Origin of the sequence: Paenibacillus sp. BGI2013, from assembly GCF_002843485.1 — a bacterium.
GTDB lineage: Bacteria > Bacillota > Bacilli > Paenibacillales > Paenibacillaceae > Paenibacillus > Paenibacillus amylolyticus.
In genome coordinates this window covers 67,061-92,101 of the sequence record NZ_PJFA01000008.1, presented here as the reverse complement: position 1 = coordinate 92,101, position 25,041 = coordinate 67,061, and the positions used below count along the sequence as shown (strand labels likewise).

Genomic DNA, 25,041 nt, shown 5'->3' with positions numbered 1-25,041 from the left:
ACTCACTAACCAACCTAGCGGAAAAAAATAGAAGCATCTTGGTGAGATAACCCCTAAGTTGCTTCTACTGTCAATTATCATTCGTTTGATCGCCAAACTTGTGTACGTGATTTAGCACGACTTTTTTGCTTCTGTTTGTCTTCTTTAAGTTTTTGGCCAAGATAGGTAACTAATTGATTTTTCTCTTGTAGTGTAATTTGTAAATCATTGAATAGTAATTCTTCAAGTTGTTCCCAAGCTTGTTGTAGTGCTTTAACTTCAACTTCTTTCTTCTCATCCAAGCTAGCTATGTATTCAGCATCTACATTTGGATTTAGAGCAGGATTGATTTCACTATAATCCATAGGCTCACGTGCTTTTAAAATTTCAGTTAATTCGTTCAGTATTACAATTTTCCTGGAGTTATTGTTATCCATGTTACGTTCAGACATCACTGGACCGCCTTTCTAAATACGTTCCTAATGTATAAACTAACCCATTCTCTATTCAATTGTCAAAACATTGAGTAACATACTCTTGTCTATCATTTAGCAAGGGGCTATAATGAAACTAGAAATTGAATATTCGGAAACTGGAAGCACCAGTTATAGCGAGCCTTCGCTATAGCTGGTGCTTCTTTTTTTTGTTTTAACAGGTTTTCAAGGTTTCAATTTCATAATCAGAATAAGAGGTAGAAGGAGGATGCCAATGGAAAAGGTTGCTAACAACAATACAGATGAAAGAATGCCTCCCCAATTAAGATCGTTCATAAGGAAGTGGTGGATCGACAACCGAGAGCGAATGGATGAGTGGTATCGTATTTATTTTCATACGATTATAGTCACAATGATGATAGTCATCAATATGTGGCTCGGATTTTCATCATTTCTTATTTTTTTTGCACAATGGTTTAATGTGGATTCCGGGACTATGGGTTTTTTAAGTGTTTTCTTTGAAGAACCTCCTACACTGTTAATCATGTTACTTGATTTCATTTATGTTCCACTTCATCATTATGAAACGTTGTGGATACTGATCGTGTTAAATTTTCCTATCTTAACTTGGATCTATTCCACGGTAACCCAACCCATTATGCGGGGGTATAAGACTTTAATTAGCTGGACTTCCAAAAAAGGAAGAATAGCTGCAGCAATTCTGTCTGGAATACCTTTCTTATGCTCATTCACAGCTGTTTTTTCTTGGTATGTGCGAAACTACCTCTTCGACTTCTTTGTGACTGTTCAATCGGACAAAGACTATTTAGTCGTTAGGTCCATGGAGAGCTTTGGGTTTGTTCTTATGTGTATTCCTGTTTTCATCTCCCTCTTTGCAGTGTACATAGTTGCAAAAGAATTCTATCGAAATGAAGATCTCCAGCTACTGTTTTACAACTGGGAGTTTTCTTTACTTGCAAGCCAGTCCTTCACGCTGCGTGGTAAATCATCTGACGTGATTGTCGGATGGGAGAAGGATACGAACAAACCTATCGTATTGACTGAAGGCTCACGATATTTACACGAGTTGATTGTTGGTGCTACCGGTACTGGTAAAACCTCTACATCTATTCTAATACGTATCGTTCAAGACTTAATTCGAATCGCAAGAGGTAGGAAGTTAGGTGTTGTTGTTCTCGAACCCAAAGGTGATTTGATCCGAGATGTGCAAAAGCTTTGCAGAGAACTAGGGATACCTGACCATAAAATTAAAATTGTCGATCCAACCGATTTGGTAAGATCTATTAAGTTTAACCCTTTTGTTGGACCACTAGAGTCAGCTGCTGAAACGTTTAGAGGCGTATTAGATGCATTGGCAGGTGACCAAGATGAATTCTTTAAAGGTCAGCAAAGTGAAACGGCAAGTTTGTATACGATGTTAGGAAAAATCCGTTATGGAGATTTGTTTTCCATTGTACAAATGCAGCAGATGTACACGGATCCTCGGTACCTTGCGAATATCACGGAGGAAGTTCGTAAAGCAATCGATAGCGAACAAGCTGATCCAGAACTTGACCCAAACAAGAAATCTGTTCTCCAGCGCTACGACAGGATCGTATCATACTTTGAAAGTGAGGTCCTGGATTATAAAACGTTCCGAGACAAAGAACAAAACGTTCATCCGGTGACTTATCCATCAGGGCACAAATACGAAGGTAAACAAATCATTGAAAACAAAAAAGACAAGTACGTTGCCGGTGGTAAAAAGTATCTAAACGATATCGTCATGAATGAAATGTTATCCCAACTCATGGTGGCTAATGAAGGGGAAGAGGCATTAAATATAGATCAATTCCTTCAAGATGGAGGCGTGCTTCTGGTTAATACCGCACTTGGTGAATTAGAAGAATTAAGTCTATCTTTTGGACAGTTCTTTATTCGTCAATTTCAATCCTCTGTATTTCGACGTCCACCAGAAGAAAATGGGTATAAACGCTGTCCTGTTTTCCTCAATATCGATGAATTCCCACTATACATTAACGAAGCTTTTGTGCGTTTGTTAACACTTGGTCGTTCATTTAAAGTCGGAACGCTTATTGCAATTCAGTCACTGGGTCAGCTGAAAGCTGTTGTGCAGGGATATGACAACACTGTGCTGAATTCTGCGCGGAATAAGACCGTATTTGGGGGAGGGGAATATGAGGATAATGAGCGCTTCTCTAATAACTTTGGTGAAGAAGTGCAGGTCGAAGAATCTTCCAATGAGTCAATGACACCGGTCAGTATGCCTAACCAGTCCTGGGGGATGCGGCATAATATGCAAAGAACCCTTGCAGCGAGATTCACTCCAACGGATATAAAGGAGCAAGAATTCAAACACTTCATTGTTGATTTCGTTGATGCAGATGGTAGTGTGAAAGCCCCTACCCGTGCGTACGGTAAGTTTATTACCGAAACTAAATACCTTTCGAAGTTTATGAATATCGGTAAAATTGAATTCGAGACGAAAGACCACAAACCTTTGGCTATTGCAGCTCACAAACTGGCTCACATCCACTTATTAAAGCCGTTGTTCAACGATAAAGCAGCAGACGATACGGGTGAACGTGAATCTGCGGACATCTCAGAGCAGCCAGTGCAACCGAAAGAAGAAGATCTGGTGGAACTGTTACCGACTTCCCCATCCACGATGACACGTGAATACAATGAAACGGAGCAGTCCGCAGCTATGCTTGATTCATCAGTAGCTAACGTGGTAGCCATGGATGATTTCTTAAGGGATCGGGGTCAAACTACAACCAATCCTTTAGAAGAAAAAGAGTCAGAACCTGCATTGATTCCAGTGGATGAAGAGGAGACGTTCAACCTAATGAGCTCAAGTACTACACCTCCGAAATCAATCAATTTATTACTGGAGGATGAAGAGGATTATCGTTTTTATTCAGAAACATTACAGGATATTAGTATGAAGCCCATGACAGATAAGGTTGTTTCAGAAAATACTGATTCGAAAGATGATCAACAGTCCGCAGACCTGAGCCTTTCACTGCCTTCAGGTGTTGAAAGTTCATTGAATGACTTATTCATAAAACTAGGTCACAAGAACATGGATCCGCAAGATCTAGGTAGCGAACCAGAACTAACAGATTCAGATGAAGGCTGGGGGATTCAGGATATCGAAATAGATCAAGTGACTGAACAGAACGCAACTGATCAAACAAAAGAATACATTGAACATCAGTTACCCACTAGGACAGGTCAAGCGGATCAACTTTCTAACACCTTTATTGATCCGGAACTTAGCGACTTAGTTGCTATGGGGAGGGGTGCCCGAACTAAGCAAAAAGAAATAGCTCAGTCCCGAATAACCAAATTGGACAGCACTGTTATAGATGATGATTGATAGTTGACAATATGGGAGATTGTCATTACTATTATAAGTAATTGAATAAGTTCGGATCGGGGAAGCACCTCGCACACATGTCATCGACATGTGTACGAGGTGCTTCTTTTTTTGTTTTCCGGGCGAACATGTATATTCTCAAATAGACTAGGAAAGCTGAGGGGTAACTATGCGCCAAATTGAACAACGCTTTGATGATGTTGGGGATGAAAAACTAGGATGGGCTGATATTAAAGAATCGCAACGTGTGAAACAAGTTCTTTATGCTGAAGCTATCGGATTAGAAACATTGAGTTTGGGTGACAAAAAGGAAGAAATGTTAAAACTCAACTACAAAGGAGTTTTTGGTTATCTTCCTAAGTCCCGGATTGATAATTACGAATTCAAAGGACTTCATCATTTTCTGGGAAAAGAATTCGAATTTGTTGTAGAGACGGTGGATATCGAGGGGCATTGGTTTTTAGCTGATCGGATTCAAGCACTTGAGGTTTCTGCAAGGCGTTTTTGGAAGTCTGCTAAAGTAGGACAAGTTATGGTCGGATTTATTCGTGGAATTGATATGTCTCGCCTGTATCTACTTGTTGAAGGTGTTCCAGTCGTGATGAACAGGGAGGAAGTTAGTTACTCTTATATTGAAGATATGCGAAGCGAATTTGAAATCGGTGATACTCTCGATATTAAAATTACGAAACTCGAAGCTCCTACAGAGGAAAACCCAAGTGGGCTTCTTGAAGTCAACGCGAAAGTTCTATCGAGAGATCCATGGGGACAAATTGGCGACTACAAAGAAGGCGGATCATACACAGCGGTTATTACTAAAATTCACCCAGAGCATGGTGTGTTTTTGGAGCTTGTTGGTGTATCTGGTTTAACTGTTCGCACGAACTTCCCACCAAACGCGAATCCGGATGTGTTGAAGAAAGGGAAAAAAGTAACCGTTAAAATTCTCGAGATTAATCACCGGGATAGACGAATTAAGGCCATCACTATCCTTCCTCAGAGATCCATCAATGCTGGAAATAGACGCGGCGTTCGTGTGGTACACTAATGGTTACAAATTCAAGAGTTCTTCAATTTGAACAATCTGGATCCGATTTGCAGGCGAAGCAACATCCTGCTTCATTATTCCAGACAGTACCTCCAGAAATGAATCCTTATGGCCAGGATTCCCCAGGAGACATTGGAGAAATGTTACTGCCAGACGGATCTGAGTTTGGATTATTTAGCGATCCGTATGCACAGCAAGTCTTCATTAAAGCAAATGAAGGAATTCGAAATGGTCAGTACTGGTTAGAAACGAGGTTATCAGATGGCCATTTCACTGAAAAAGAAGTTAAACTACTTGATCTGCTTTCTACTATTAGAATAGCAACAAGAAGTCAGATACACAGATCCTTAAATCCAGGTCAAGAAGATGATCGGAGTACGGTTGATTTCATTAAAAAATGCAGGAAGAATGGAGTTATATGTGCCTTTTCATGGGTTTCACCTTTAACTGGTGTTCAGCAGCGTAAAAAGCCTCAAGTATATGCTTTAACTAAAGCAAGCGCACAAGCAGCTGAACTTATTTTCCAAAAGAGACTTCCAGACAAGTTCTGGCTCCAACCGATCGTTTTCCCACCTGGGCGATCTCCATCTATGGATAATTTCTTTCTGGATTTAGCGGCAAATGAATTGTATAGCGAATTGGTGCGGATTGACCGCTTGGTTGAATGGACCAGACGTCCACCTATCAAAATCCCCAATGCCCAGTCTAATCATTATCCTTATGCCTCCTTTAGAGTCATTAAAGATATAAATGATTTTAAATTGTTCTGGATAGAGGTATTTCGTCCATCTCGAGACTGGATCAACAAAGTCATTACGAGATTTCAGCGTATGGAACTCGCGTTCACTTCCTTACCCGAACATCAAAGACCAACCCGGGTTATTATGATTGTGGATGGAGATAGCCGGGTTAAGTTTCTTTCTGAATTGCAACGAAAGTATATGCCGAGTGTCGAGGTTCGCTACACTACGGATGAACGTTTACTTTCTGGCATTGGACCAGAAACGTTTATCAATTACCACCTGGAAAAGGATTCTTTGATCGGTGTTTCCATACCGTATTTGAAAGCAGGATACAAGGGGATGACGGCTTCGGAGTATTATTCAAATTTGCAACCAGATATTGAAGATGATGACGATATTTAATATAGGCGAGATAGGGTGTCTTCAAAGACAAATCATTGCTTTTTCATAACCTGATGGTTTTAGTTGACAACTTATATTCATTTATTTAGAGTGTGAATATAATTGTTATGATTTGATAATTATTACTTTTAATAATGTAGATACAAGCTGAACTATATAAATAAATTAGAACGGGGACTGAAGAAGATGAGTGGTAATTTTGAGAACTTTCCGGTTGATTTAATTATTATTAGCGATAAATTGGATACTAGAACGAAGCTTAAGTATCTGAAGATGTTTTATATTGAGGAACAAGGTTACGTGGCAGCAAGCACAAGTGATACATCATATAACCTTTTTAAAGTAGTCGAAACCGAAGGTGCATCGTCTGAGCTACATGACATTGTGGATGATTTGGAATGGAAACGAGCGAATGACCATCTTCTTACATATTATAAAGATGTATTGAACTAATAGAAGTGTCCCCACTTACCTGGCATTCAGCCAGGTTTTTTCATAATCACAATGTTTTGTACCATGAATCTTGGGTAAGTCTTGCGAATTATGTAATTTGGCAGACAGCACCAAGGTTGTACGATTTTAACCTATTAAAGATTCAGATCGGATAATAGACTTAAGGCTGCCGAGCTATTACAATACAAAGGAGAATTCTGCGGAATGAAGGTGAGTAAAGATATGTCTAAATTTAAAGACCTAATATCCAATGAGATTTCTTCCCTTGCTCAAAAAACGGTTGCCATGCAAAAAGTTGGAATAGATTCCGAGAAAATTGAGAGTCTTACTCAGAGCGACTTGCAGATTATCTCAAAAGGGTTTATGAATAGTAATCTGCACGAGTTGAAACCCCTATTGGAGAAATATAGAGATAAAGAGAGGGAGCTATTAAAGAGGTACTTAACGATACAAAGCTCCGGTCAAAAAATTACAGAAGCAGATCGCTTAGAACAGGTGCATCATGATTTGATTATCAAAGCGATTGAACTGGCAATTCAAATGAAACGGGAATATAGAAAACAATATAACTCGCATTCTCATATCTTAGAGAAAAATTTAATTAAAGGCGGACTCTTTCTTAGTGGAACACCTCACGGGATGAACAAACTTACAGGAGGGGATATCCTGGAGTTAGAACGACGTGGTTTCCGTCCTATGATATACAAGAATGATAATGGGGCTTTATTAAATACTTATGATACAAGAGTGTTAATAGGGCTATTTAAATTGTGGTTGAATCAAGGCAAGAATAAACAAATCAAGTTTGAATTTAAGGACCTTGCCGAGGCTATGATTACGAAACCTTCTGGGGGAGAGTACAAACTAATCCATAAGAGTTTAAAAAATATCGCGGCGACGTGGATCGAGTATAAGGAATATTTTGATCCTGCTATCTCTGAATACTACTCTGCTACGATTCAACATAGACCGATTAAGAGTTTAGCCTGGATTGCACGGACTCAAGAAGAGGAAGGAAAGGAACGAGCTGCAGTAATAACTTTCCATGAGGTACTACATGACTCATTACTGGCTGGCAATTATCTTTTCATTAATATGGTGATTTACAATGAGTTGCCCACCTCCTATGCAAGAATGATTTATTTAAATATTTTGGATGCTATTGAGAATGGGACTACGTCATTTTCGTTGGATCAGCTCATGGATCATATTATTCTGAAAGATGGAAATGATGCGAATTTTAATCGTGCGAGGACCATTCGGACGATCGAAACATCTTTTGCGCACCTGTTGGATGCAGATATCATCTCTGATTTCAAAATGTGCAAAAGCAAACGTAAGTTTACCCATATTGAGTTTACACCAAGTGAGTGGCTTCAGGGTCACCGAGGCAAGACAGGAGCAATCGAACTTGACTCATCCCAAAAAATGCTTTGAGAGCTGTTTGTACAGGCTCTCTAAGTACATTTCTTGCTTACTATTTATTTCTGGTCCGATGTTCAACATACATTCTACTCCGTAAAATAACATACATTTTACTCCCTAACAAACCATACATTTTACTCCGTCATGGTTTATTTCTTGTTTTTGTTTTTTACCCTCCAGAATGAAACGCACAAATAGCGAGATGGAAGTTTAAAAACTATGGATAATTCGGTCGAATATAAAATATATTTCGCGAAATTCACGGAGTAGAATGTATGTTAATGAACGGAGTGGAATGTATGTTGGTGGGAGTAAAAGGTATTTTGTAGGGAGTAGAATGTATAGTTAAGGGAGTGGAATGTATTTTTGAAGGAAGTATACATTCTACTCCGTCATTGATCATACATTTTACTCCGATTGACCAACAAAGATGGTTAATGATACTGTCGAATTAGGTAAAAAGGTAAATCATACCTTAGACTTGTGGATAGAATTAGAATCTCCATTTTAAGGGATTCTGCTTGTGGATAATCATTGTCTTACCGCGTCAGATTTCATGGTTAACTAGACCAAAGAAATGTCTTTAAAAGCTGTTTTAGTTTTTAAATTGCGAATTTTAGCGATGGATCAATCCCACTCCAGCACTTACATCATTGGAGTCCATTTATATAGAGAAAGGAGGCCCAACGTGACTGAGATTGTATTTGAAATCACCCAACCTAAAGATAAAGAATCCGGATCAAAAGACATTGCGCTAACCGATGGTTTTATTGATGCCCTTTTTTCAATCTCCGAAAAGATACACACCAGTGAAAAGTTTAGAACACGTTCTAATGGAGTTGGCCGGTTAGTATGGCATGTGACAGAAGCAGACATCATGCTCATGGTTACACTACACGTGTGTTTTAATTCAGAAGGTAAGCTTGAAAATGTATCAAGACACCAAATCTATAAAAAGCTTTATGAGCTCTATGAAGATCCGTGTTGCGATGATCAATTTTACATAGCATTTGAGAAATTTGTACGTTTGGGCCTCATTCAAGAAAAGCTATCTGGCATCACAAGTGAGTTTTCTCTTACAAACTTTATTAATCCGGATACGAATAAGATTAGTCGTCTCGTTGTCGTAAACCCTTTTGTCTTTTCTAAGGGCTTTACGGATCTTCCTATTTCTGCGCAAAAGTTAGTTTTTGATCTGCTTCGTAAACAAGGTAACGAGAAAGAGAAAGAGGTCTTTTACTGGCTCAATAAAGATAAGGGGATATTAAAACAGCTCCATAAGAAGCATGTGTACGAGTTGAAAAATATACTCCATCTTCTTTCAACGACAACAATACATCATCAGAAGCCACTCATAAAATCTTGGAACATCGAGGCTAGAAGAGGGACCACCTCACCAAAATTGACGGTAATCGTCAATGAAGCTTATACAAGCAAATATATGCCTGGAACCCAATATAGAGATGTCTTGCAAGGCAAAAAGACATATAGAAGGGTTATTAGACATCTCAAGAATCTCCTTTCTAAAAATTTGATTGGAGAGTTTGAGTATCTTAATGATGGAAATGACTTCTATCAACTAGTTCGCTTGCTGCGTGGGAAAAGTTATAAGTATATGGTTTATGTGATCGAGAAAATCAGGGAATTATATGAAAAGAACCGGATGTTCCCGATTAATATTATGGAATTCATACGAGATGAGATGCGTCACAAAGGTATGGTGACCTATCTGGAAATCGCGAAACAAACGGGGGTATATAAGTTTATATGTCCTCGTAAATTAGATGAGAATAGATTATACGAATTTGCAGCTGCAGCAAGTATGTTCAGCCAACGTGAATTTACTAAACTTTGTTTGGCTTCCGTCAGATCCTTAGAAGGTAGTTATACAAGGCCACCGGCATTTAGCCTATATGATTATAATCAATCTAATGAGTTGCAGTATTATCTTGATGTGGTAACCATGAGGAATCATGCTTTCTCATTAAGGAAGTGTCCCGACAAATATAAAGAACTTGAAATTCAAGCACTCATACGCTTGGAGAATGAATATGAAACGCGAGCAGTGCGAGAGTGGATGATCAACAAAATAGAGATGTTGCCAGCTTGGACTACAATTCCAGATGTTCCTCTCGACTTCAAACTTGAACATCATATTCTAACTAAAGAGCATACCGCCTAGCCTTCTTTGATCAGTAAAAAAAGAGGGCTATTCGTTTTGATGAAATAGTTATGTCTGTGAATTCTTACGACACAGACTATATTGTAATTGTTAAGGGAGAGAAGAGGGTAAACAACGGATCACTACGAACCGTTGTTTTTTTTGACATTGTTCATATAAATACAGAATAAAAATTGAAATCTTATCAGAAAGAAATAATTTTCCTCGTACAAATACAGAAAGATACTGTAGATAGTTTGATAAGATGTATCATCATCATATAGTTTTCATATAAATACAGAGTCACTTAGTAGATTAAATTCTGTATTGTGGACAATTGCCAAGTGTCATAAGTCAGTTATATTCAAAAGTATTTTCCTCTCCAATATTTTCTGTAATCATATGACTGATTTTTAGTTATTCCTGTATTTATCAGATTCGTATTACCATAGTTCTGTATTTATCTGTTGATAAGTCTTTACACGTATATGGGACGAGTATGTACCCGGTTCTATATCGATCTTTTATTAAGTAGATCATTTAAAAATAGTTTCTCCTACAGTCTTCACATCATTTTATTTGCTTTCTCAAAAGGATTAGCTATGGTAAAATACAGATATACCAACAGCTGTTAATGCCTATAAGTCCTAGCTTGCGCAAAAGGACAATTCTATTTCAATGCACTTCTCTTTCGAGTGACCAACTATCTCATGCTGAGATACCTATTCCTTTTTAGGATGTATTGGTCATTGGAAAGAGTTAGTGTATTTTTTTGTCGTTTTACGAATTTAGGGAAGAGGAGAAACTGTGATGGCTAAATTTATAAGTGAAGAAACGATTGATGAAGTCAAAAATGTTACAGCGTATGAATTAGCTGTACAAATGGGTTACAGCGTAAAAAGTTCAGGCAGTTCTTGGGTCACGTATTGTCCCAACCCGAATCACTGCTCAGAAAAAAGACCTAAAACATATATCTCCAAATATAAAGGTATTTTTAAGTGCTTTGATGGAGGGGGTTGTGGTTGTAAAGGTGCAGATGCGATAACCTTTTATTGTTGGAGTCAGTTCGGAGAATGGGACAGAAAACATTTTTTTGATTGTATCTTAGGAATCGCAGAGATCATGGGAATTAATGTTGTGTATGAAGTTGGTCAATCTAAGCGTTCTGATGAAGATAAAACTCCCAAATATCAGCCTCGACCTATCATTGAAGAGGTTGAACCGCAATCAGATGAAATATGTGATCGAGTGTACCGCAGATTCCTTTCCTTGTGCCCGATGTACGAAGAACATGTACATGAATGGAGATCTAAACGAAAATACTCAGATCAAGAAATTGTAGCGATAGGACTCCGGTCAGTGCCTAAGAGTTACAAGGAATTGAACATAATAATTCGCACATTATTAATTGAAGGATTCTCTTTAGATCGCGTTCCAGGATTTTCAAAGAGACTTCGGAAAGGCGGAGATCCCATTCATGAGGGAGATTGGTTCTGGACTATCTCTGCATCGGGGAAATACTTTATTCCTTTGCGAAATGCAATAGGGCAAATGATCAGATTGCGTGTATCAACCGGAAGAGAGGATAAAAAGTACATGTGGTTTTCTTCTGCTCCTAACATTGAGTATGTTGATGATGTATATGAAATGAGAAAGGCTGGTGCATCCTCTGGAGCACCATTAAACATCATCGCACCTTCTTCAATACTTCAAGCCTGGGAGACAGGAGTAGAAGTCAATAAATATCTTGCGTCAGATGTTGTTGTTTGTAGCGAAGGCGAACATAAATCCTATATATCTAGCAACATACTTCAAAAACTATTAATTGGTATACCTGGCGTAGGTATTTACAAGGATGTGATCCCCCTCCTTCGTCAATGGAGAACCCAAAAGCTAGTGATTGCTATGGATATGGATGCTCTCTTAGACGAAACGAAAGAAGCAGGAAAGAATAAGTACGTATTTGAACATCTGACAGAGTTTGCAAAGCAAGCTTTAGATGATGAGGGCATTGAAGTTGTCATTTGGTGCTGGGATCCACAATTGGGGAAGGGACTCGATGATATCTTATTGAAGTCTATTTTACCCATTGAAATAGACTTACGTACCAAAGCAAGACGTCTAGTTACTTTATGATTGAGCATTTTAAATCTATACTTTAGTATATGAGAAGGTAAGCGCTCGTTGCGACGTTTAAAGTTATTAGACGCAACCGACGGTTGGTGTCACTCAGCTACTTTCTTCGGCCTCGACCTTATCTAACTCTCATATCATGCATAATCAATGTAATTCAATATTATAAATAGCTTCCAATGAAACCAAGAAACTTTAGCAGGCTAAATTCAAGCTCGGTCATGGTAGTGATCTTTTGGTAAAAACTTTTTTCTCTGACGTATTTCTACGATCTGTGTTTTGGAGTTGGGAAGCTGGAATCTACACTCAGTACGGAGCAACTACCGTATCCCAATTTAGAATGAGTGGCAAAATACTAGTACACATTACAGACCTATGTGGGATAACTTCCATTCGTTTTCGAAAGTGTTTGAAAGGACTTGGGAAATACTAAAAATCAATTGTTACTCGATGTTGTGACGCTTTTTGTGACGTTTGAGAAATGGGACAAGCTGTTGACAGGTATGAATTTATAGTATGGACTAATCTCTTTTTGTTGTTCTTTCCTCCTTGCCTCTTATCTTATCTCATCTAATCCTATAGCCCCACTTCTTTTGGCAGAGTATAATCACTTCAAAATTGGGAAGTGAGGTCTACATATGTTGTACAAAAAGAATTTCTATCTAGTCTTTGCACTTGCTTTATATTTTCTGGGATTCGCTTCTGTTCCTTCATTGACTAGGCTTCATCCAGCTCCAAACATTCAAATCATCTCTTTATTGTTGTTCTTTGGTTTGTACGCGTACGAAGCAATGAGATCAACTGATGTTAAAGCAAAAAATGAAGAAGCAGATTTCCACACTAGAATACTCACGAATGAACTAAATAATATGATAACTCAAGAAGAATTTGAAGTTAAAAGAGATAGTCTAAATGTGCAATATGCTAGTCAAGTTAATACCTACATGAATTTCTAAGCACTATTAGAGGAGGGCATACTTTTACTTGATAAAAGTTCGCTTAACTTCAGCATTTTTAGTTCGTATAAGTCTTTGTATAGTTGGTAGAAGAGTAGCATATACATTGTATATGTTATATAATTGGTTTAGACCCACTTTTCTAATTTTGGGAATTTGGGTAATTGTCAATATAATAAATAATTAAAAAACTTAAAACACTTGTAGTAGGAGGGATTTAACATGCCAGAAATTAAAGTTAAACCCATTCGTCCAACAAAAGTTATTGTGAGTGACGAAAAAGAGTATAGTAATTTTATCGCTTTCGCAGAGGGTAGAGAAACTTCTAACATTGAAGCTATAAACAAAGTCCGTGAAAGATTGGCAAACCACCAAAGATCTCCTAAAAGAAAGCAGGCTTAACCTTTTGTTAAAATACGATGACATTTCAAAAGATTATCTGAAAAATATAGAAAATTTTAAAATGTTAGATACACCAGACGAAAGAAATGTCGAGAACTTTCTGCGAAATTATGCTTTGGATTTACATGAGAGTCAGACTGCCGTAACTCGACTTTACTTTGATGATGTAGGTAATTTAGTCGGGTTCTTCAGTTTACATAATGATTTAGTTCAAGTCTCCCCCAACCTCATTGTTGAAAGTGGCTGGAATTTACGTACAGAAGGGCAGAGTCATTTCCCTGCAATTAAGCTACATTATCTAGGAGTAGATGCTAGATATCGCGAACAGGGAACTGGGACACATATGCTTGATGAAGCTTTAATCATAGCTGGAGACATTGCTTCCTTAAGTGGGTGTAATTTTTTAACCGTAGAAGCTCTTCATAGTTCTGTATGGTTCTATATTGGACAAGGTTTCAAAATTGATAATAGAACTGATGAGTTTTATAATATGTTATTTCCTTTAGAGGCATTAGACAACCCCGACCTAAAAGAAACTCCATATTTGAGCAAAAAAAGAATACAAGAGATAAGGGATCAAATTAATAGCGCTTTTGCACAATCGGGTGTAAATCATGAAGAAATTGCTGCTTCTTCTGAAGTGAGTGAGGAAATACTAGAGCAAATTGAATATGGTTCAGAGGTTAATCTGGAGCATCTACAGCTTGTTTGTAAAGCGTTAAATATTCCTTTTCCTTGAATTTTAATGATATACCGATTTACATAGAAATTAGCATCACAAAAGCCTTATAAATAGGGCTTTTTTTATTTGTTCGAAATACTATATTGGAAATAAATATGATTAAATTAACATGCAGCCCTGTAGTCTAAATTTAACGTGTGGCTTGTAATAACTATTTAATACATTGACAGATTTACTTTTTCGAATCTGACCAACCATCCATATCCTTTATATATTGATTGGCATTAAAATTAGATGAAGCAGCACATGAACAAGTTAAGCGTAACGTTTCAACCTTCATGGCAAATTTGGATGATCACAATATCATTAGACTCTATAATTCTATCGAAGAGTACTTAGCATTCCATAGACAGCATAAGACTCGCCTACCATATAAACGGAAGAATTATAAACATCATGGAAACAAGAAATTGAAAGATCATATTGACAGTATGGAAGATATTCAGTGATGAGTTGGTTAATTATTTAGATATTAAGATTCAAAAGATTAAAGATTACCATCGAGCTGTTTTAACTCAATAATACGTAAGGATCAGAGGTATAGTTGAATGGAAAGTTGAGAATATGCGTTATAGAACAGAAGCTTATAAATAATACATAGAATATCATAGTAGAAGGCTGCCTCATGTTAGAGGTGGCTTTTTATATGCCCATGAAAGCATACTTTTACCTAGCAGCTTAGGGAATTCAACATCGTATGTGTTTTTAACACACAATTTGTATGAGACCTCAAACACATTATATGTGAGAGTCATCGCACACTCTGTTGCATATACATTGTATATGTTATATGGAAATGTTATATTATTCCTAGGAGACTAGTACTTTATTCAGCTTTCGTAAGTAACTAGTAGTCATATTATCAGGTGATCCAATCATAGAATGAACTGTCTATTCTAAATTAGATAGGAGATGATTGTATTGGCTGGCAAAAAAGTAGGAAAACGAATGGCCGTTAGTCTTCGTGAACGACCAACTCTTGAAGGAAAAGATGCAGAACGTTTTATTAGCAAAATGAAAAAAAATGAAGAGTTTATGAAAAAGCATGCTGCAAGAAAAATTAAGGAGTATCATGACAGACTTTCTAGAGGAGAATGAGAATTATACACTCACACACAAAATCATATCCATAGATGACCTAGCTCATTTAAAAAATTTTAAGGTTCTGGAGAATTAGTTACAATGTTAATAGACTTGTACGATCAAGATTTGATAGAACGATACTATGACGAATAACAAATGAAATACCAAATTTACATAGAAATTAGCTATGGAAAAGCCTTATAAACAGGGCTTTTTTTATTTGTCCAAATTTTATATTGGAGTTGATTTTGCGAGACTGCCTGTAATTTAATCATAGTGTGTTTCGATAAGTGTGTAGTATATTGTGCAGATACTTTTTTCGTCAGTCAGTCCAACAAATCATAACTTTTATCATATTAATTCACAAATAAGTAAAAAAGTATCTCTGATCTCTTCTTGGACTAGGAACTAGTTAATTTGAAGAAGATTAGAGGCTTTTGACAGAATGTCATAACTGCTGAGTAAAATACAAGATTGATTAAGAAAGCGGGGTTTGATGTGTGCCATATTGTCATTCGATGATACTCCGCTCAATTGTTTATTAATAAACTTTCGTTGTGAGTATTGTCTTTCTATGCTAAAATTCCTTGTGGCATAAAATAACAATCGGAGGTTTATAATGAAACATCGAAAATCAATATCAACACTATTGTCTGTAGCTTTACTTTCAGTATTGCTAACTGCTTGCTCAGTCAACGTTGATGAAGTAAGTAGTGCAGCAGACGAGGCTTTTAAATCAAAGAACTATCAGGTTTTTAACGAGCAATATGGTAAACTGAGTAAAGCTGATAATGATGAAGCTACGCTCTATCTAAACAAAGTGAAGGAAAACCCGATATTCTCTCCTGATACCTACGGATCTAGCACACAACTGTCTACTGGTGTTAAAGAGTTAACAGTAATCGTAGAAGAAGTGCCTAGCCTTAGCGATTACGCTAAAGAGAAGTCTAAAGAATTAAGCAACAAGTTAACTAAGATTAAGACTATATCTAGCACCATAAGGTACATAAATGATTCTCAAGTAGAGGAACTAGAAAGCATAACATCTAAAGCAAATACTTTTGTAATGTTAATGAAGGAATACGAAGACGTAAGGGAGACCATCGCGGCTCTTGAGGATCTAAGTTCAGGTTTGAATTCCCACATTATAGAAGTTGAGTCTATTGAAGAAAAAGACAATAACATTAATGGACTTTTAGATGCAATGAACAGTTTGAAAGCGAGCTTAGACTCTAAGATAAACTATCTTAAAACTAATAGTGCATTGATTACTTCTTCGAACTCTTTGACAAGTGAAGGTAATTTTTATGGGATGGTTAATGTAACTGACATATCAGTTGAAGTCGAGTCTCTTGATAGTCAAATTTCAACCTCTCTCAATAACTTGAAACAGCGCGCATCCAGCTTATCCGCCCAATACTAAAGTTAATACGTGGAATACCTTTTCTTTGGGGTATTCTATTTGTTATAAAATGCATCTTTTACTTAGGATTGGGACTCACTTAAGAGTCCCTGTTCTACATGATGCCTATGTAGCCTTTACTTTTGATTGTAATTTGCTGAGAGTTTCGGGCTTTATTTTGTCCCAGTCAATCATAACTTTGATAAGTGGATTGATCTTTTTCTTGCTTAACTTTTTCTTAATTAAGCTTTTGTAGTAGTATCGATTTAAAACTAATTGAGCTAGCTTTTCATATCTTCCCGGATCGACGATTACTATGTCTTCCCCGAGTGTCGCTCTTAAGTATTTTGGTGTGAGATGCCAAGTATAAAAAGTAATTCTTAATTTGTTTTCTACTCCAAAAACTAATGACTCACTGGCAATCGAAAGGAAGTTTCTTATATCTCCTTTTGCTGTGTTATTCACATGAATTTCCATCTCTTTAGAACTAATTAGGATTGATCTACCAGGAACATTCTTTTTTCTGGTTTTTTGTTTGCGGCGTAGATGTGTCAAAAACACGAAAATGCCGCAAAAATAAAGTGAAAATCCTAATCCTAGAAACCCCATAAGCAGTAATGCTCCACCAATTATGACCAACATAAATGAGCTGAGATTAATTTCATTTGAGCTTATTGTTCTTCTTTGCATACTTTATTCCCCCTCTTTGATTTGATAAGGGAATTGTATAACGAACTTTGAAATTGTCAAATAGCTAACTTGCTTAATAGTGTTCGAGCTATGTTCTATGTAGAATATAAGTTTGAAATAAAAAAACACCACATATGGGTGCTTAGAAGTTTCTAGTCAACAAGCGTAATGCTGATATTGTTGCCTATAAGTCTTTGATCTCTGGTTCCATAAAGTTGAAGCAAGATGAGTGCGATGTTTATTTTCAAGGACAAATATCTTTTTCTAGTTATCCTGCTATGAAAATCGCAAAACTTAAAAATATCGGCTCACTAATGATTGAGTTAGCAAGAGGTATTGCTGAGGATATTAATGAGTCTGTTGCATGTCGTTTCATTACTTTAGAAGCGAAATGTAAACACAATTAACGATAAATGATTCTGTAAGAAAGGGGATATTAAATACATGAGTTATTACGAACTAGCTGTTGAAAGAATTAAGAATATTGACGCGAATCAATACATTGGAATCTCCAACAAAAGATACGAAGAGGTAAGGTCCAGAGGTGAATATGAAGCAGATGCTAGGTTGATTGCTGAGTATTATCGAAGAGTTGGTGTTTATTTACAGTTTATTTCCAAAGAATTCACAAGTATCTATGTGGGAATGGATTTGTTATTGGGCTATAAAATGGCCGATAATGAATGGGACGAGCTATTGGTAACAGCTCCGAACTACAAAGAAGTCGATTTTTATCTTATGAAATTATTAATTATGCACTATCTACGATGGTGTAATCTGCTTGATAGTGGCAACAATATTGGACTTCAGTTTCCAGACATTTATGAACCCATGATAAAATTGTTCGAAAGAGGTGGCGGGCGGATTAGTACGCATCATCATGAGTTGGTTGGTGGATTTGGAGCTTTTTCTCGTTCAATTGACGCAAGAAGGGGAGACATGAAACCTTTTGATATAAGTGATAAAGCTCTTGAGCATATAATTAAAGAGGTAGAATTTGCAGAAGCCTATGTGGTGGAGTTTAAAAGAGGTAATTTATCAGAAAAAACATGTATTAGATGTGGGAACAGATTATTAATTCAATCCCACATAACTGAGCGTGGTTATCAATGGTACAAAATTAAATGTGAATCTAAAGGTTGCTTTGATAATAATTTCTCATAAGGTTACATAATAAAAAGAGTTTTTTTAACCATACGGAGATCGGAGATTGTATACAATGAGTCAAGGTTTGGTACGACTTGAATTGAATGAGAACAAATTAATATTCTTTGAGATCAATAAAAAAAAGGTGAAATTGATACCTGATATTATCCGCGAGGAATTTAATGAAGCGCAAGTGATTAATGAACACAATAGTGAAGAAAAAGTGATTTACCAGGTGTATCTAATTGAAAACAATATTGAATTCACAATCCGAATCATAATGTCGTTTTTCAATGATTCGATCACTATTATCGCAGATGAGGCGAATATAACAATGAGAGCATATCAAACTCTGAATAAAAACCTTGTAAGGAGCTCATCGACTTAAAATATTCGTAGTTGAATGTGTAAGTGGAGTAAGTGAAGTTAGTCTTTCATTAACCATAAGTACAGGTAATTAATGAATATTGTAATCACAAAACATTTCGAATTATTTCAATGTCTGAAATAGAGCAAACCATTGTTTATGAAAATAAAGGCTAGATCATGTTGGAGCAATTACCACTAGGAATCGCATATAAACAGAACACAAGACAAATAGGAATGCGATCAATATATCACGTTGTACTAATAGCGGAATACCTTGGCGTTCTAGCGCTGAGTTTTTTTTGTGGGCGAGTCGCACATACTTAACGAAAACCAAAGTATCCACAACTAGAAGAGTCATTGCCTCCTCTAAGGCTATAGGTGTTAGATGTATGAGCGGTTGCGCAATTGTCCGATAGAAATATTCATGACATCAGAAATGAAGGTCCAGATGTATTAGGTTCGCTGTTGGCTCTTTCTTGGATAAATCAGATGTCTACGAAGGAGGGTTTCAGTTTCTATTAGATAACATTCAAATATTTAGCAGATTCACAATTGACTGTTACATGTACCTTAGATTCTGAAAGATCAATAAAACCAAGAGATGTGCAAGTTGTCCCTGTAATTATCGATTTTGATAGATTGGCAATAACGGTATAAACAATATTAACCCTTGAATTACACTCAACTTTCATAAGGAGAGTGGAACAGGCGGGACGTGGACAACAGAAGAGAAATGAGAGCAGAGGAAACATTTGGCATTAAAGTCATAGAGACATTATCGAGTGATATCAATATCAATCGGGAGATTAGAAGACTTATTCGAAGGATTGATGATTTAACAATATTTAAAGACTCTACCAACATAGATTCGGTAGAGTCTGTTTGATTTCAGCGTGACAATTCACCTGAACCTACATATTTCTCCTTCTTACTATTCCACTTATAATGGGCTACAGCAGCATCCCATCCTCCTTCAGGCAAATGACTTTTCCACACTTGTCTGATCTCACCTGATTTTAAGATCTTAATACTTACATCACCAATTATGGAGAGTTTCTTTTTAAGTGTTCCATCATGATACTTAAAAACAAATAGTTGAGTGTTTGAAGGTGGATAATCTAACGTTACAGCAACATGTTTCTCTTTTGAGGAAATATTAAGAATATGGAAAGTAGGATCTTCTTCGTTGTAATAATTTGTATCTATAAGTACGATAACACCTTTAGAGTTGATGAGGTAAAAGTTGCCTGAGTCAGTGATTAATAAATGTTCCTTCTTATTGTCTCCGTTTAGATCTACTGATTTACTGACTGTTACACGCTCCCTAGGGAATTTCTTTTCTAACAATGTCTTTGGATTTACAGTAGCAGCATCAACCAGAGTTATTGGTAGTAACCCCAAAAAAATTGATATTGAACATATCAATAGAAAGACTTTTTTCATGTGGGTTCTCCTTTTTCACGAATATCATTTCACTTGCACAAATTCGTCAACAAACTTTTGTCGATCATTTTCATTAAAGTATTTACTACTTAATTTCGATTTCCAAGCTTCGGGATCAGAATGAAGAGTATTGAAATCTACATTGAAGTAAGTTTCGGCAACAGATTTCTTCAAATTAACAGAGTATGTCTTTCCTTCGAATGGAATAGTTATCACAATGTTATCTGCATCGGTGAATTGTTTTAAAAGGCGTACTGATTCTTCCATGAGTATCTTATTGATTTCATCATCAGTAGCGAAGTATTGAGTATAATCTTCTTCTGAGACTTCCGATTCAGGATTAGCTGACTTGTAGTTTACAAAAGTATTATGAAATTCTACATTTATGTTATGATCACCGACTAAAACTTCTTTTACAAAGGTACGCCCTCTAATGTTAGCTGTATATGCGAGTACAGCATCTTTATCCAGTGCTTGAGCCTTATCGTTAGCTTCGTTTACTTCGTCGACGCCTCCTTTATCTATTTGTTCCTCGGTCGCCACAGCTTGACTATCGAGTGCGGTTTCTTCGGGCTCTGGCTTTTTTTCCATGTTACCGATCGCTGCAATAACTACCACAATAACGACCCAAAACCACCACTTTTTGTAGAAAGGCTTTTTCAATTTTCTTCCTCCTGATATAGAAATAATTAACAACAGAACATAGTCTATCAGACCCAGGTGAAATATTCTATATAAATGTATGAGTGAGGTAGAAAGAGTACATTTATATAGAATATTTCACACAGATATAGAGTATCTCGCTGCAGCCTGAATACAATCTGGGGTAGCAATCTCGCATATATTAGACACCGAGAGCACATCGGTAACTATGTTAGACAGTAGAAGCGTATAGCACAGTATCCATTAAGATCATGGGGAAGAGGTACTTTCGAAATACATTTGAGTCTAGGGTACAAAAATAGGAGCCTTGTAAGGCTCCTATTTTTACTGAATATTCGATTAATTCAAGTATGTTCGGATAAAAAAAAGTACCTCCTCATCTTCAAAGAAGAGCTGGAGACCATAAAATGCCCCCAACAAAAATCCACATCCGGCCAATAAACAGTAAAATATAGAATTACCAGCCCTTGATCTACCGTAATGTTGCCCGCAGTGTGGGCACATGAAAGCGTCCGCAGAAATCATACTTTTGCAAGATTCGCAACGCATTAAGTTGTTAGCATTAGGTTTAAACTTTCTTTTTATATTTCTAAACATTGCTTTAAAAGCTAGGATTGCAAGTACAAACATTGCGATAATGATCCCTATACCGAATAAATTACCTATTACATTATTTATGCGCTCGAACATGACGTTCCTCCAACTATGTAATCAATCCAGCACAGTCTATCAGACCTAGATATAATTTTCTATAGAAATGAATGAATTTTAGAAAATGAATACTTATCGAGTATAAGAAAAGCATCAACTAAGTGCATAGACGGTAGGTACTTCCGTAACGCGTTTGAATTTAGGGTACAAAAATGGGAGCCTTTACTAGCTCCTTCTCACTTAATTACTTATCATTAAACATCTTCATAAGTTCAGCTAATGCTATAAATCCACCGCCAATGCAAATTACGAAACCAACGAATGACCCGAAAATTGAATTGAAAGCTCCATTAGATCTACCATAGTGGTGGCCGCAATTAGGGCAAATGATAGCTGATATTGAGATAGTATTACCACACGATTGGCATTGTTCTAACTTTCGGTTAGATCGACCTTTGATCAATCTGAAGATATTGATAAAAAATGCTATTAAACAAGCCATACCAAATATAAACAAACAAGTAGTGATGAGACCGGCAATACCCAGAAGTGAGTAAGATGCCATATTATCAAACATTTTATTCCTCCATCTATGTAATAATCCAATTTATTTTATCAAACTCGTTTATCTATTTCCATTTATTTCTTTACATCTAAAAGACTCTGTGCAAATGAGCACATATCCATGTAATTAGTTGGTCGTATATTCACTTATCTCAAAGTCAAAATATTACAAAATATCACGTAATCAGTACGCTTGTTGAATGGACCTTTGTTGTTGCTGTATTTGTTGATAGCAAACTTGGCCGGGCCAGTTCCAGCCTCGCGATCATCGTTCCAGCCTCGCGATCATCGTTCCATCTGAGGAATGCATTTACATCACTCATCGGAAGATCGTTTCTTTATCCCAACCTGTTGTCAGGGTTACTACAAGGATGGCGCGGTCTCCAGATGCTTGTACTGGATACTCTTGGCTCACTATTTCTGATAGCCCAGATTCATTACCACTAAAATCAACTGCCAGTCTATTTTTGTATAGGATTTTTCGATATGAATAAGAGTTAATTTTAAGAACAATGATGCACTTTTAAATATGAAAAAGCTTTACCGACCTAAATAAGTCGATAAAGCTTTACCACTAAACTATTTCTTTCAATAAGTCCACGCTGTTATTTCTCACATTGCCCACTTCCTTCGGCACCTCATACGCTCGCATCTCAGATGCTTGATATGGCTTAAGAAAACCGAGCAACGATTGGACATCATCATTATCTCTTCCAAGCCACTCAGCCTCATCCTCAGGGCGCAAGATGACCGGCATACGATTATGGATAACCTCCATAAGACTATTTGGTTCCGTTGTAATGATGGTGCAGGTACTCAGTCTGTTTCCATCTGGATCTGTCCACGTGTCATACAATCCTGCCAATGAAAAGATACTATCGTCTTTCATCAGAATTCGCATCGGTCGCTTTGTTGATTCTTCTTTCTTCCACTCGTAGAATCCGTTCGTGGGGATGATACAGCGTTTGGAGCTGATCAGACGTTTAAAGGACGGCTTCTCTGCTAATGTTTCTGCGCGGGCATTAATCATTTTATTCCCGATCTTATCATCTTTTGCCCAAGTGGGCACCAGACCCCAGCGCAGAGCGCCTAATCTATTACCGTTTTTACTTCCGATAATAGTTGGGATGTACTGCATGGGTGCAGCATTATAGTTAGGCTTGTACTCAAATCCATCAGCAATCGATGCATAGTACCTGTCCAAGATAGAGTCTAAAGGGTCAGTGATTGTAAATCTCCCACACATACAAAACACCTCCTGTATTGTGCTTACAATATATAATCATACACTGGTGTACGGGGTAATCTTAAATTTTGGGGATGTACATAATAACACCTCAACCTAATTATAGCGGTTTGCTATAAAGGATTGAGGAGGTAAGTTATGGAGAATACGACATGTGTTGATCAGTTCATATAAGTTCGTTCAAACCATTCAACGGACTCTGTTAGACTCGCAATTCCTAATACGAAAAGACCTACTCCAAAAAGAAAACAGATAAATATGGAATCACCTAATCCGTTCATTTTACCGTAATGTTCACCACAGTACGGGCAAATAATAGCAGTGTTTGAAATCGAACGTCTACATGTTGTACAAGCCGTCATTCTGTCTATTTTTACACCTTTTAATCTTCTATAAATATTGATAAAGCTCTTAATAATAAACATAATTGATAATACAAAAAGTGATAATGTTAAAGCACCTAAACAAAACACACCAACGTAGTCACTAATTTCGTTAATCTTTTTACTCATAGAACAGTTAACCCCTCATTCAAGTTTAAACTCTTTTAATGGGTAGCAGCATCCGGAATTCTTCCAACTGGTTGTCTACCTAGCTACCAGCACCACGATTTTCTGATGGACTTATGTATTGGATATCTACACCTTCTCAGCCATTCAAAGCTCGACCTAAATTTAATTATTCGGCAACTCCTTACAATACTCCTTCAACTGACGCTCAACGTGTATTGGCGCTTGATTTACCACTCCCTTTCTTTGTACGTTTCTCCAGAAGTGGTTACCGGTTTTGTACAGCGGTCTTTTGAAGAGAACTATGCGTAATGGTTAACTAAACCAATCATTATCGCTATCCAATAAGATCATTTGGTCCTCCGAGGCGCATTATCTCAGATGCGACAAATTTAAGTTTGAGATAAACTTAAAGGATAATGGTAGTGTGCAAAATGAAAGGAGCAGTTTGCCGTTCGCAGCTGCTCCACATTTCGTTGAGCTAGCAACATAAGTTACTTTAGGTGCGTCTGTGTAGCAAAAAGGAGGAGGAACATGAGGAAAAAAATATGTATTCTACTAGTGCTACTCATGGGGGTTGCGATCGTTGCTTGCAGTAAACCTCAAGCTGAGAAGCTGACCACAATGACATTGCAAGAACTTTATCCGGGGGATATTGCGAATGTGGATTCCATTGAGATTACGGATGGTAGCTCAGGAGAGCGGAAAATGTTCTCTAACCAAAAACAGATCCTAGAGTGGATTGATCAAATAAAAGATATGAAATTCGAGCCTGATTCGAACCAAGAAGAGAGAAGTGGCTTCCTGTACTCGGTATCTTTGCGGGAAGGTCACATGAGTAAGTTGGGATTCACTCCGAATTCGCAGGGTGGACATAATTACATCCACAACGAGGAATTGACGTTAAAAATTCAAGAGATGTTTGGAAACATGGATTTCCATAAATGAGAGGTGAAGGCGTGTCACAAGTCTTGAATCGGTGCTATTTTACTAC

22 protein-coding genes are annotated in these 25,041 nt (G+C 37.1%); 15 read left to right on the top strand and 7 right to left on the bottom strand.

Features of this window, described 5'->3' with window-relative positions:
• Positions 1–77 precede the first annotated feature (77 nt).
• Entirely contained in the window at positions 78–431 is a 354-nt protein-coding gene (locus CXK86_RS19870; protein ID WP_100526668.1) for a hypothetical protein, read from the bottom strand.
• A gap of 256 nt (positions 432–687) precedes the next feature.
• Between CXK86_RS19870 and CXK86_RS19865 the strand changes: the two genes are divergently transcribed.
• The 11 genes from CXK86_RS19865 to CXK86_RS19815 all read left to right on the top strand — a co-directional run bounded on the left by CXK86_RS19865 (position 688) and on the right by CXK86_RS19815 (position 16,787).
• Positions 688–3,816: a type IV secretory system conjugative DNA transfer family protein gene (locus CXK86_RS19865; RefSeq protein WP_101314345.1), complete on the top strand. Its 3,129-nt coding sequence runs from the start codon at positions 688–690 to the stop codon at positions 3,814–3,816.
• A 169-nt stretch (positions 3,817–3,985) separates the two neighbouring features.
• Complete coding sequence (locus CXK86_RS19860; protein WP_101314344.1) at positions 3,986–4,864, top strand: S1 RNA-binding domain-containing protein; 879 nt, start codon at positions 3,986–3,988, stop codon at positions 4,862–4,864.
• Complete coding sequence (locus CXK86_RS19855) at positions 4,864–6,009, top strand: hypothetical protein (protein WP_101314343.1); 1,146 nt, start codon at positions 4,864–4,866, stop codon at positions 6,007–6,009. Before CXK86_RS19860 ends, CXK86_RS19855 begins: the two co-directional genes overlap by 1 nt.
• Before the next feature lie 186 nt (positions 6,010–6,195).
• Positions 6,196–6,462 carry a hypothetical protein gene (locus tag CXK86_RS19850; RefSeq protein WP_091036794.1) on the top strand — a complete coding sequence of 89 codons (267 nt, stop codon included), beginning with the start codon at positions 6,196–6,198 and terminating at the stop codon, positions 6,460–6,462.
• 204 nt (positions 6,463–6,666) lie between these two features.
• On the top strand, positions 6,667–7,899 hold the full coding sequence (locus CXK86_RS19845) for a hypothetical protein (RefSeq protein ID WP_091036796.1): 1,233 nt from the start codon (positions 6,667–6,669) through the stop codon (positions 7,897–7,899).
• Between the two features lie 676 nt (positions 7,900–8,575).
• Positions 8,576–10,069, top strand: a complete 1,494-nt coding sequence (locus tag CXK86_RS19840; RefSeq protein ID WP_101314342.1) for a hypothetical protein — start codon at positions 8,576–8,578, stop codon at positions 10,067–10,069.
• Positions 10,070–10,858: 789 nt separating this feature from the next.
• Positions 10,859–12,184 carry a CHC2 zinc finger domain-containing protein gene (locus CXK86_RS19835; protein WP_101314341.1) on the top strand — a complete coding sequence of 442 codons (1,326 nt, stop codon included), beginning with the start codon at positions 10,859–10,861 and terminating at the stop codon, positions 12,182–12,184.
• A 1,175-nt stretch (positions 12,185–13,359) separates the two neighbouring features.
• Positions 13,360–13,539, top strand: a complete 180-nt coding sequence (locus CXK86_RS19825) for a hypothetical protein (RefSeq protein WP_101314339.1) — start codon at positions 13,360–13,362, stop codon at positions 13,537–13,539.
• On the top strand, positions 13,490–14,278 hold the full coding sequence (locus tag CXK86_RS19820; RefSeq protein WP_180361805.1) for a GNAT family N-acetyltransferase: 789 nt from the start codon (positions 13,490–13,492) through the stop codon (positions 14,276–14,278). The genes CXK86_RS19825 and CXK86_RS19820 overlap by 50 nt, the downstream gene beginning before the upstream one ends.
• 924 nt (positions 14,279–15,202) lie before the next feature.
• Positions 15,203–15,379 carry a hypothetical protein gene (locus tag CXK86_RS32165; protein WP_180361804.1) on the top strand — a complete coding sequence of 59 codons (177 nt, stop codon included), beginning with the start codon at positions 15,203–15,205 and terminating at the stop codon, positions 15,377–15,379.
• Positions 15,380–15,983: 604 nt separating this feature from the next.
• Positions 15,984–16,787 (top strand): hypothetical protein, encoded by an 804-nt coding sequence (locus tag CXK86_RS19815; protein WP_101314337.1) that lies wholly within the window; start codon positions 15,984–15,986, stop codon positions 16,785–16,787.
• A gap of 105 nt (positions 16,788–16,892) precedes the next feature.
• Here the strand turns inward: CXK86_RS19815 and CXK86_RS19810 are convergent, their stop codons facing one another.
• Entirely contained in the window at positions 16,893–17,456 is a 564-nt protein-coding gene (locus CXK86_RS19810; protein ID WP_101314336.1) for a hypothetical protein, read from the bottom strand.
• Positions 17,457–17,671: 215 nt separating this feature from the next.
• Here CXK86_RS19810 and CXK86_RS31885 point away from each other — a divergent pair, with 215 nt between their 5' ends.
• Genes CXK86_RS31885 through CXK86_RS19800 form a run of 3 tightly spaced genes read left to right on the top strand, consistent with a single transcriptional unit; the run spans position 17,672 to position 18,990 of the window.
• Positions 17,672–17,863 carry a hypothetical protein gene (locus CXK86_RS31885; protein ID WP_144029810.1) on the top strand — a complete coding sequence of 64 codons (192 nt, stop codon included), beginning with the start codon at positions 17,672–17,674 and terminating at the stop codon, positions 17,861–17,863.
• A 37-nt stretch (positions 17,864–17,900) separates the two neighbouring features.
• Positions 17,901–18,620 carry a hypothetical protein gene (locus tag CXK86_RS19805; protein ID WP_101314335.1) on the top strand — a complete coding sequence of 240 codons (720 nt, stop codon included), beginning with the start codon at positions 17,901–17,903 and terminating at the stop codon, positions 18,618–18,620.
• 55 nt (positions 18,621–18,675) lie between these two features.
• Positions 18,676–18,990: a hypothetical protein gene (locus tag CXK86_RS19800; protein WP_101314334.1), complete on the top strand. Its 315-nt coding sequence runs from the start codon at positions 18,676–18,678 to the stop codon at positions 18,988–18,990.
• A gap of 869 nt (positions 18,991–19,859) precedes the next feature.
• On the opposite strand, the gene CXK86_RS19790 is transcribed toward CXK86_RS19800, so the two are convergent.
• The 5 genes from CXK86_RS19790 to CXK86_RS19765 form a co-directional block, all read right to left on the bottom strand.
• A complete protein-coding gene (locus CXK86_RS19790; protein WP_101314332.1) occupies positions 19,860–20,414 on the bottom strand; it encodes a hypothetical protein in 555 nt (184 codons plus the stop codon).
• Positions 20,415–20,438: 24 nt separating this feature from the next.
• Positions 20,439–21,077, bottom strand: a complete 639-nt coding sequence (locus tag CXK86_RS19785) for a hypothetical protein (RefSeq protein WP_101314331.1) — start codon at positions 21,075–21,077, stop codon at positions 20,439–20,441.
• Between the two features lie 1,391 nt (positions 21,078–22,468).
• Entirely contained in the window at positions 22,469–22,615 is a 147-nt protein-coding gene (locus tag CXK86_RS32160; RefSeq protein ID WP_180361803.1) for a hypothetical protein, read from the bottom strand.
• A 251-nt stretch (positions 22,616–22,866) separates the two neighbouring features.
• Positions 22,867–23,538 carry an SOS response-associated peptidase gene (locus CXK86_RS19770; RefSeq protein WP_101314328.1) on the bottom strand — a complete coding sequence of 224 codons (672 nt, stop codon included), beginning with the start codon at positions 23,536–23,538 and terminating at the stop codon, positions 22,867–22,869.
• A 161-nt stretch (positions 23,539–23,699) separates the two neighbouring features.
• Positions 23,700–24,050, bottom strand: a complete 351-nt coding sequence (locus CXK86_RS19765) for a hypothetical protein (RefSeq protein ID WP_101314327.1) — start codon at positions 24,048–24,050, stop codon at positions 23,700–23,702.
• Between the two features lie 531 nt (positions 24,051–24,581).
• Between CXK86_RS19765 and CXK86_RS19760 the strand changes: the two genes are divergently transcribed.
• Positions 24,582–24,995, top strand: coding sequence for a hypothetical protein (locus tag CXK86_RS19760; protein ID WP_101314326.1), 414 nt, complete (start codon positions 24,582–24,584; stop codon positions 24,993–24,995).
• Positions 24,996–25,041: the final 46 nt, after the last annotated feature.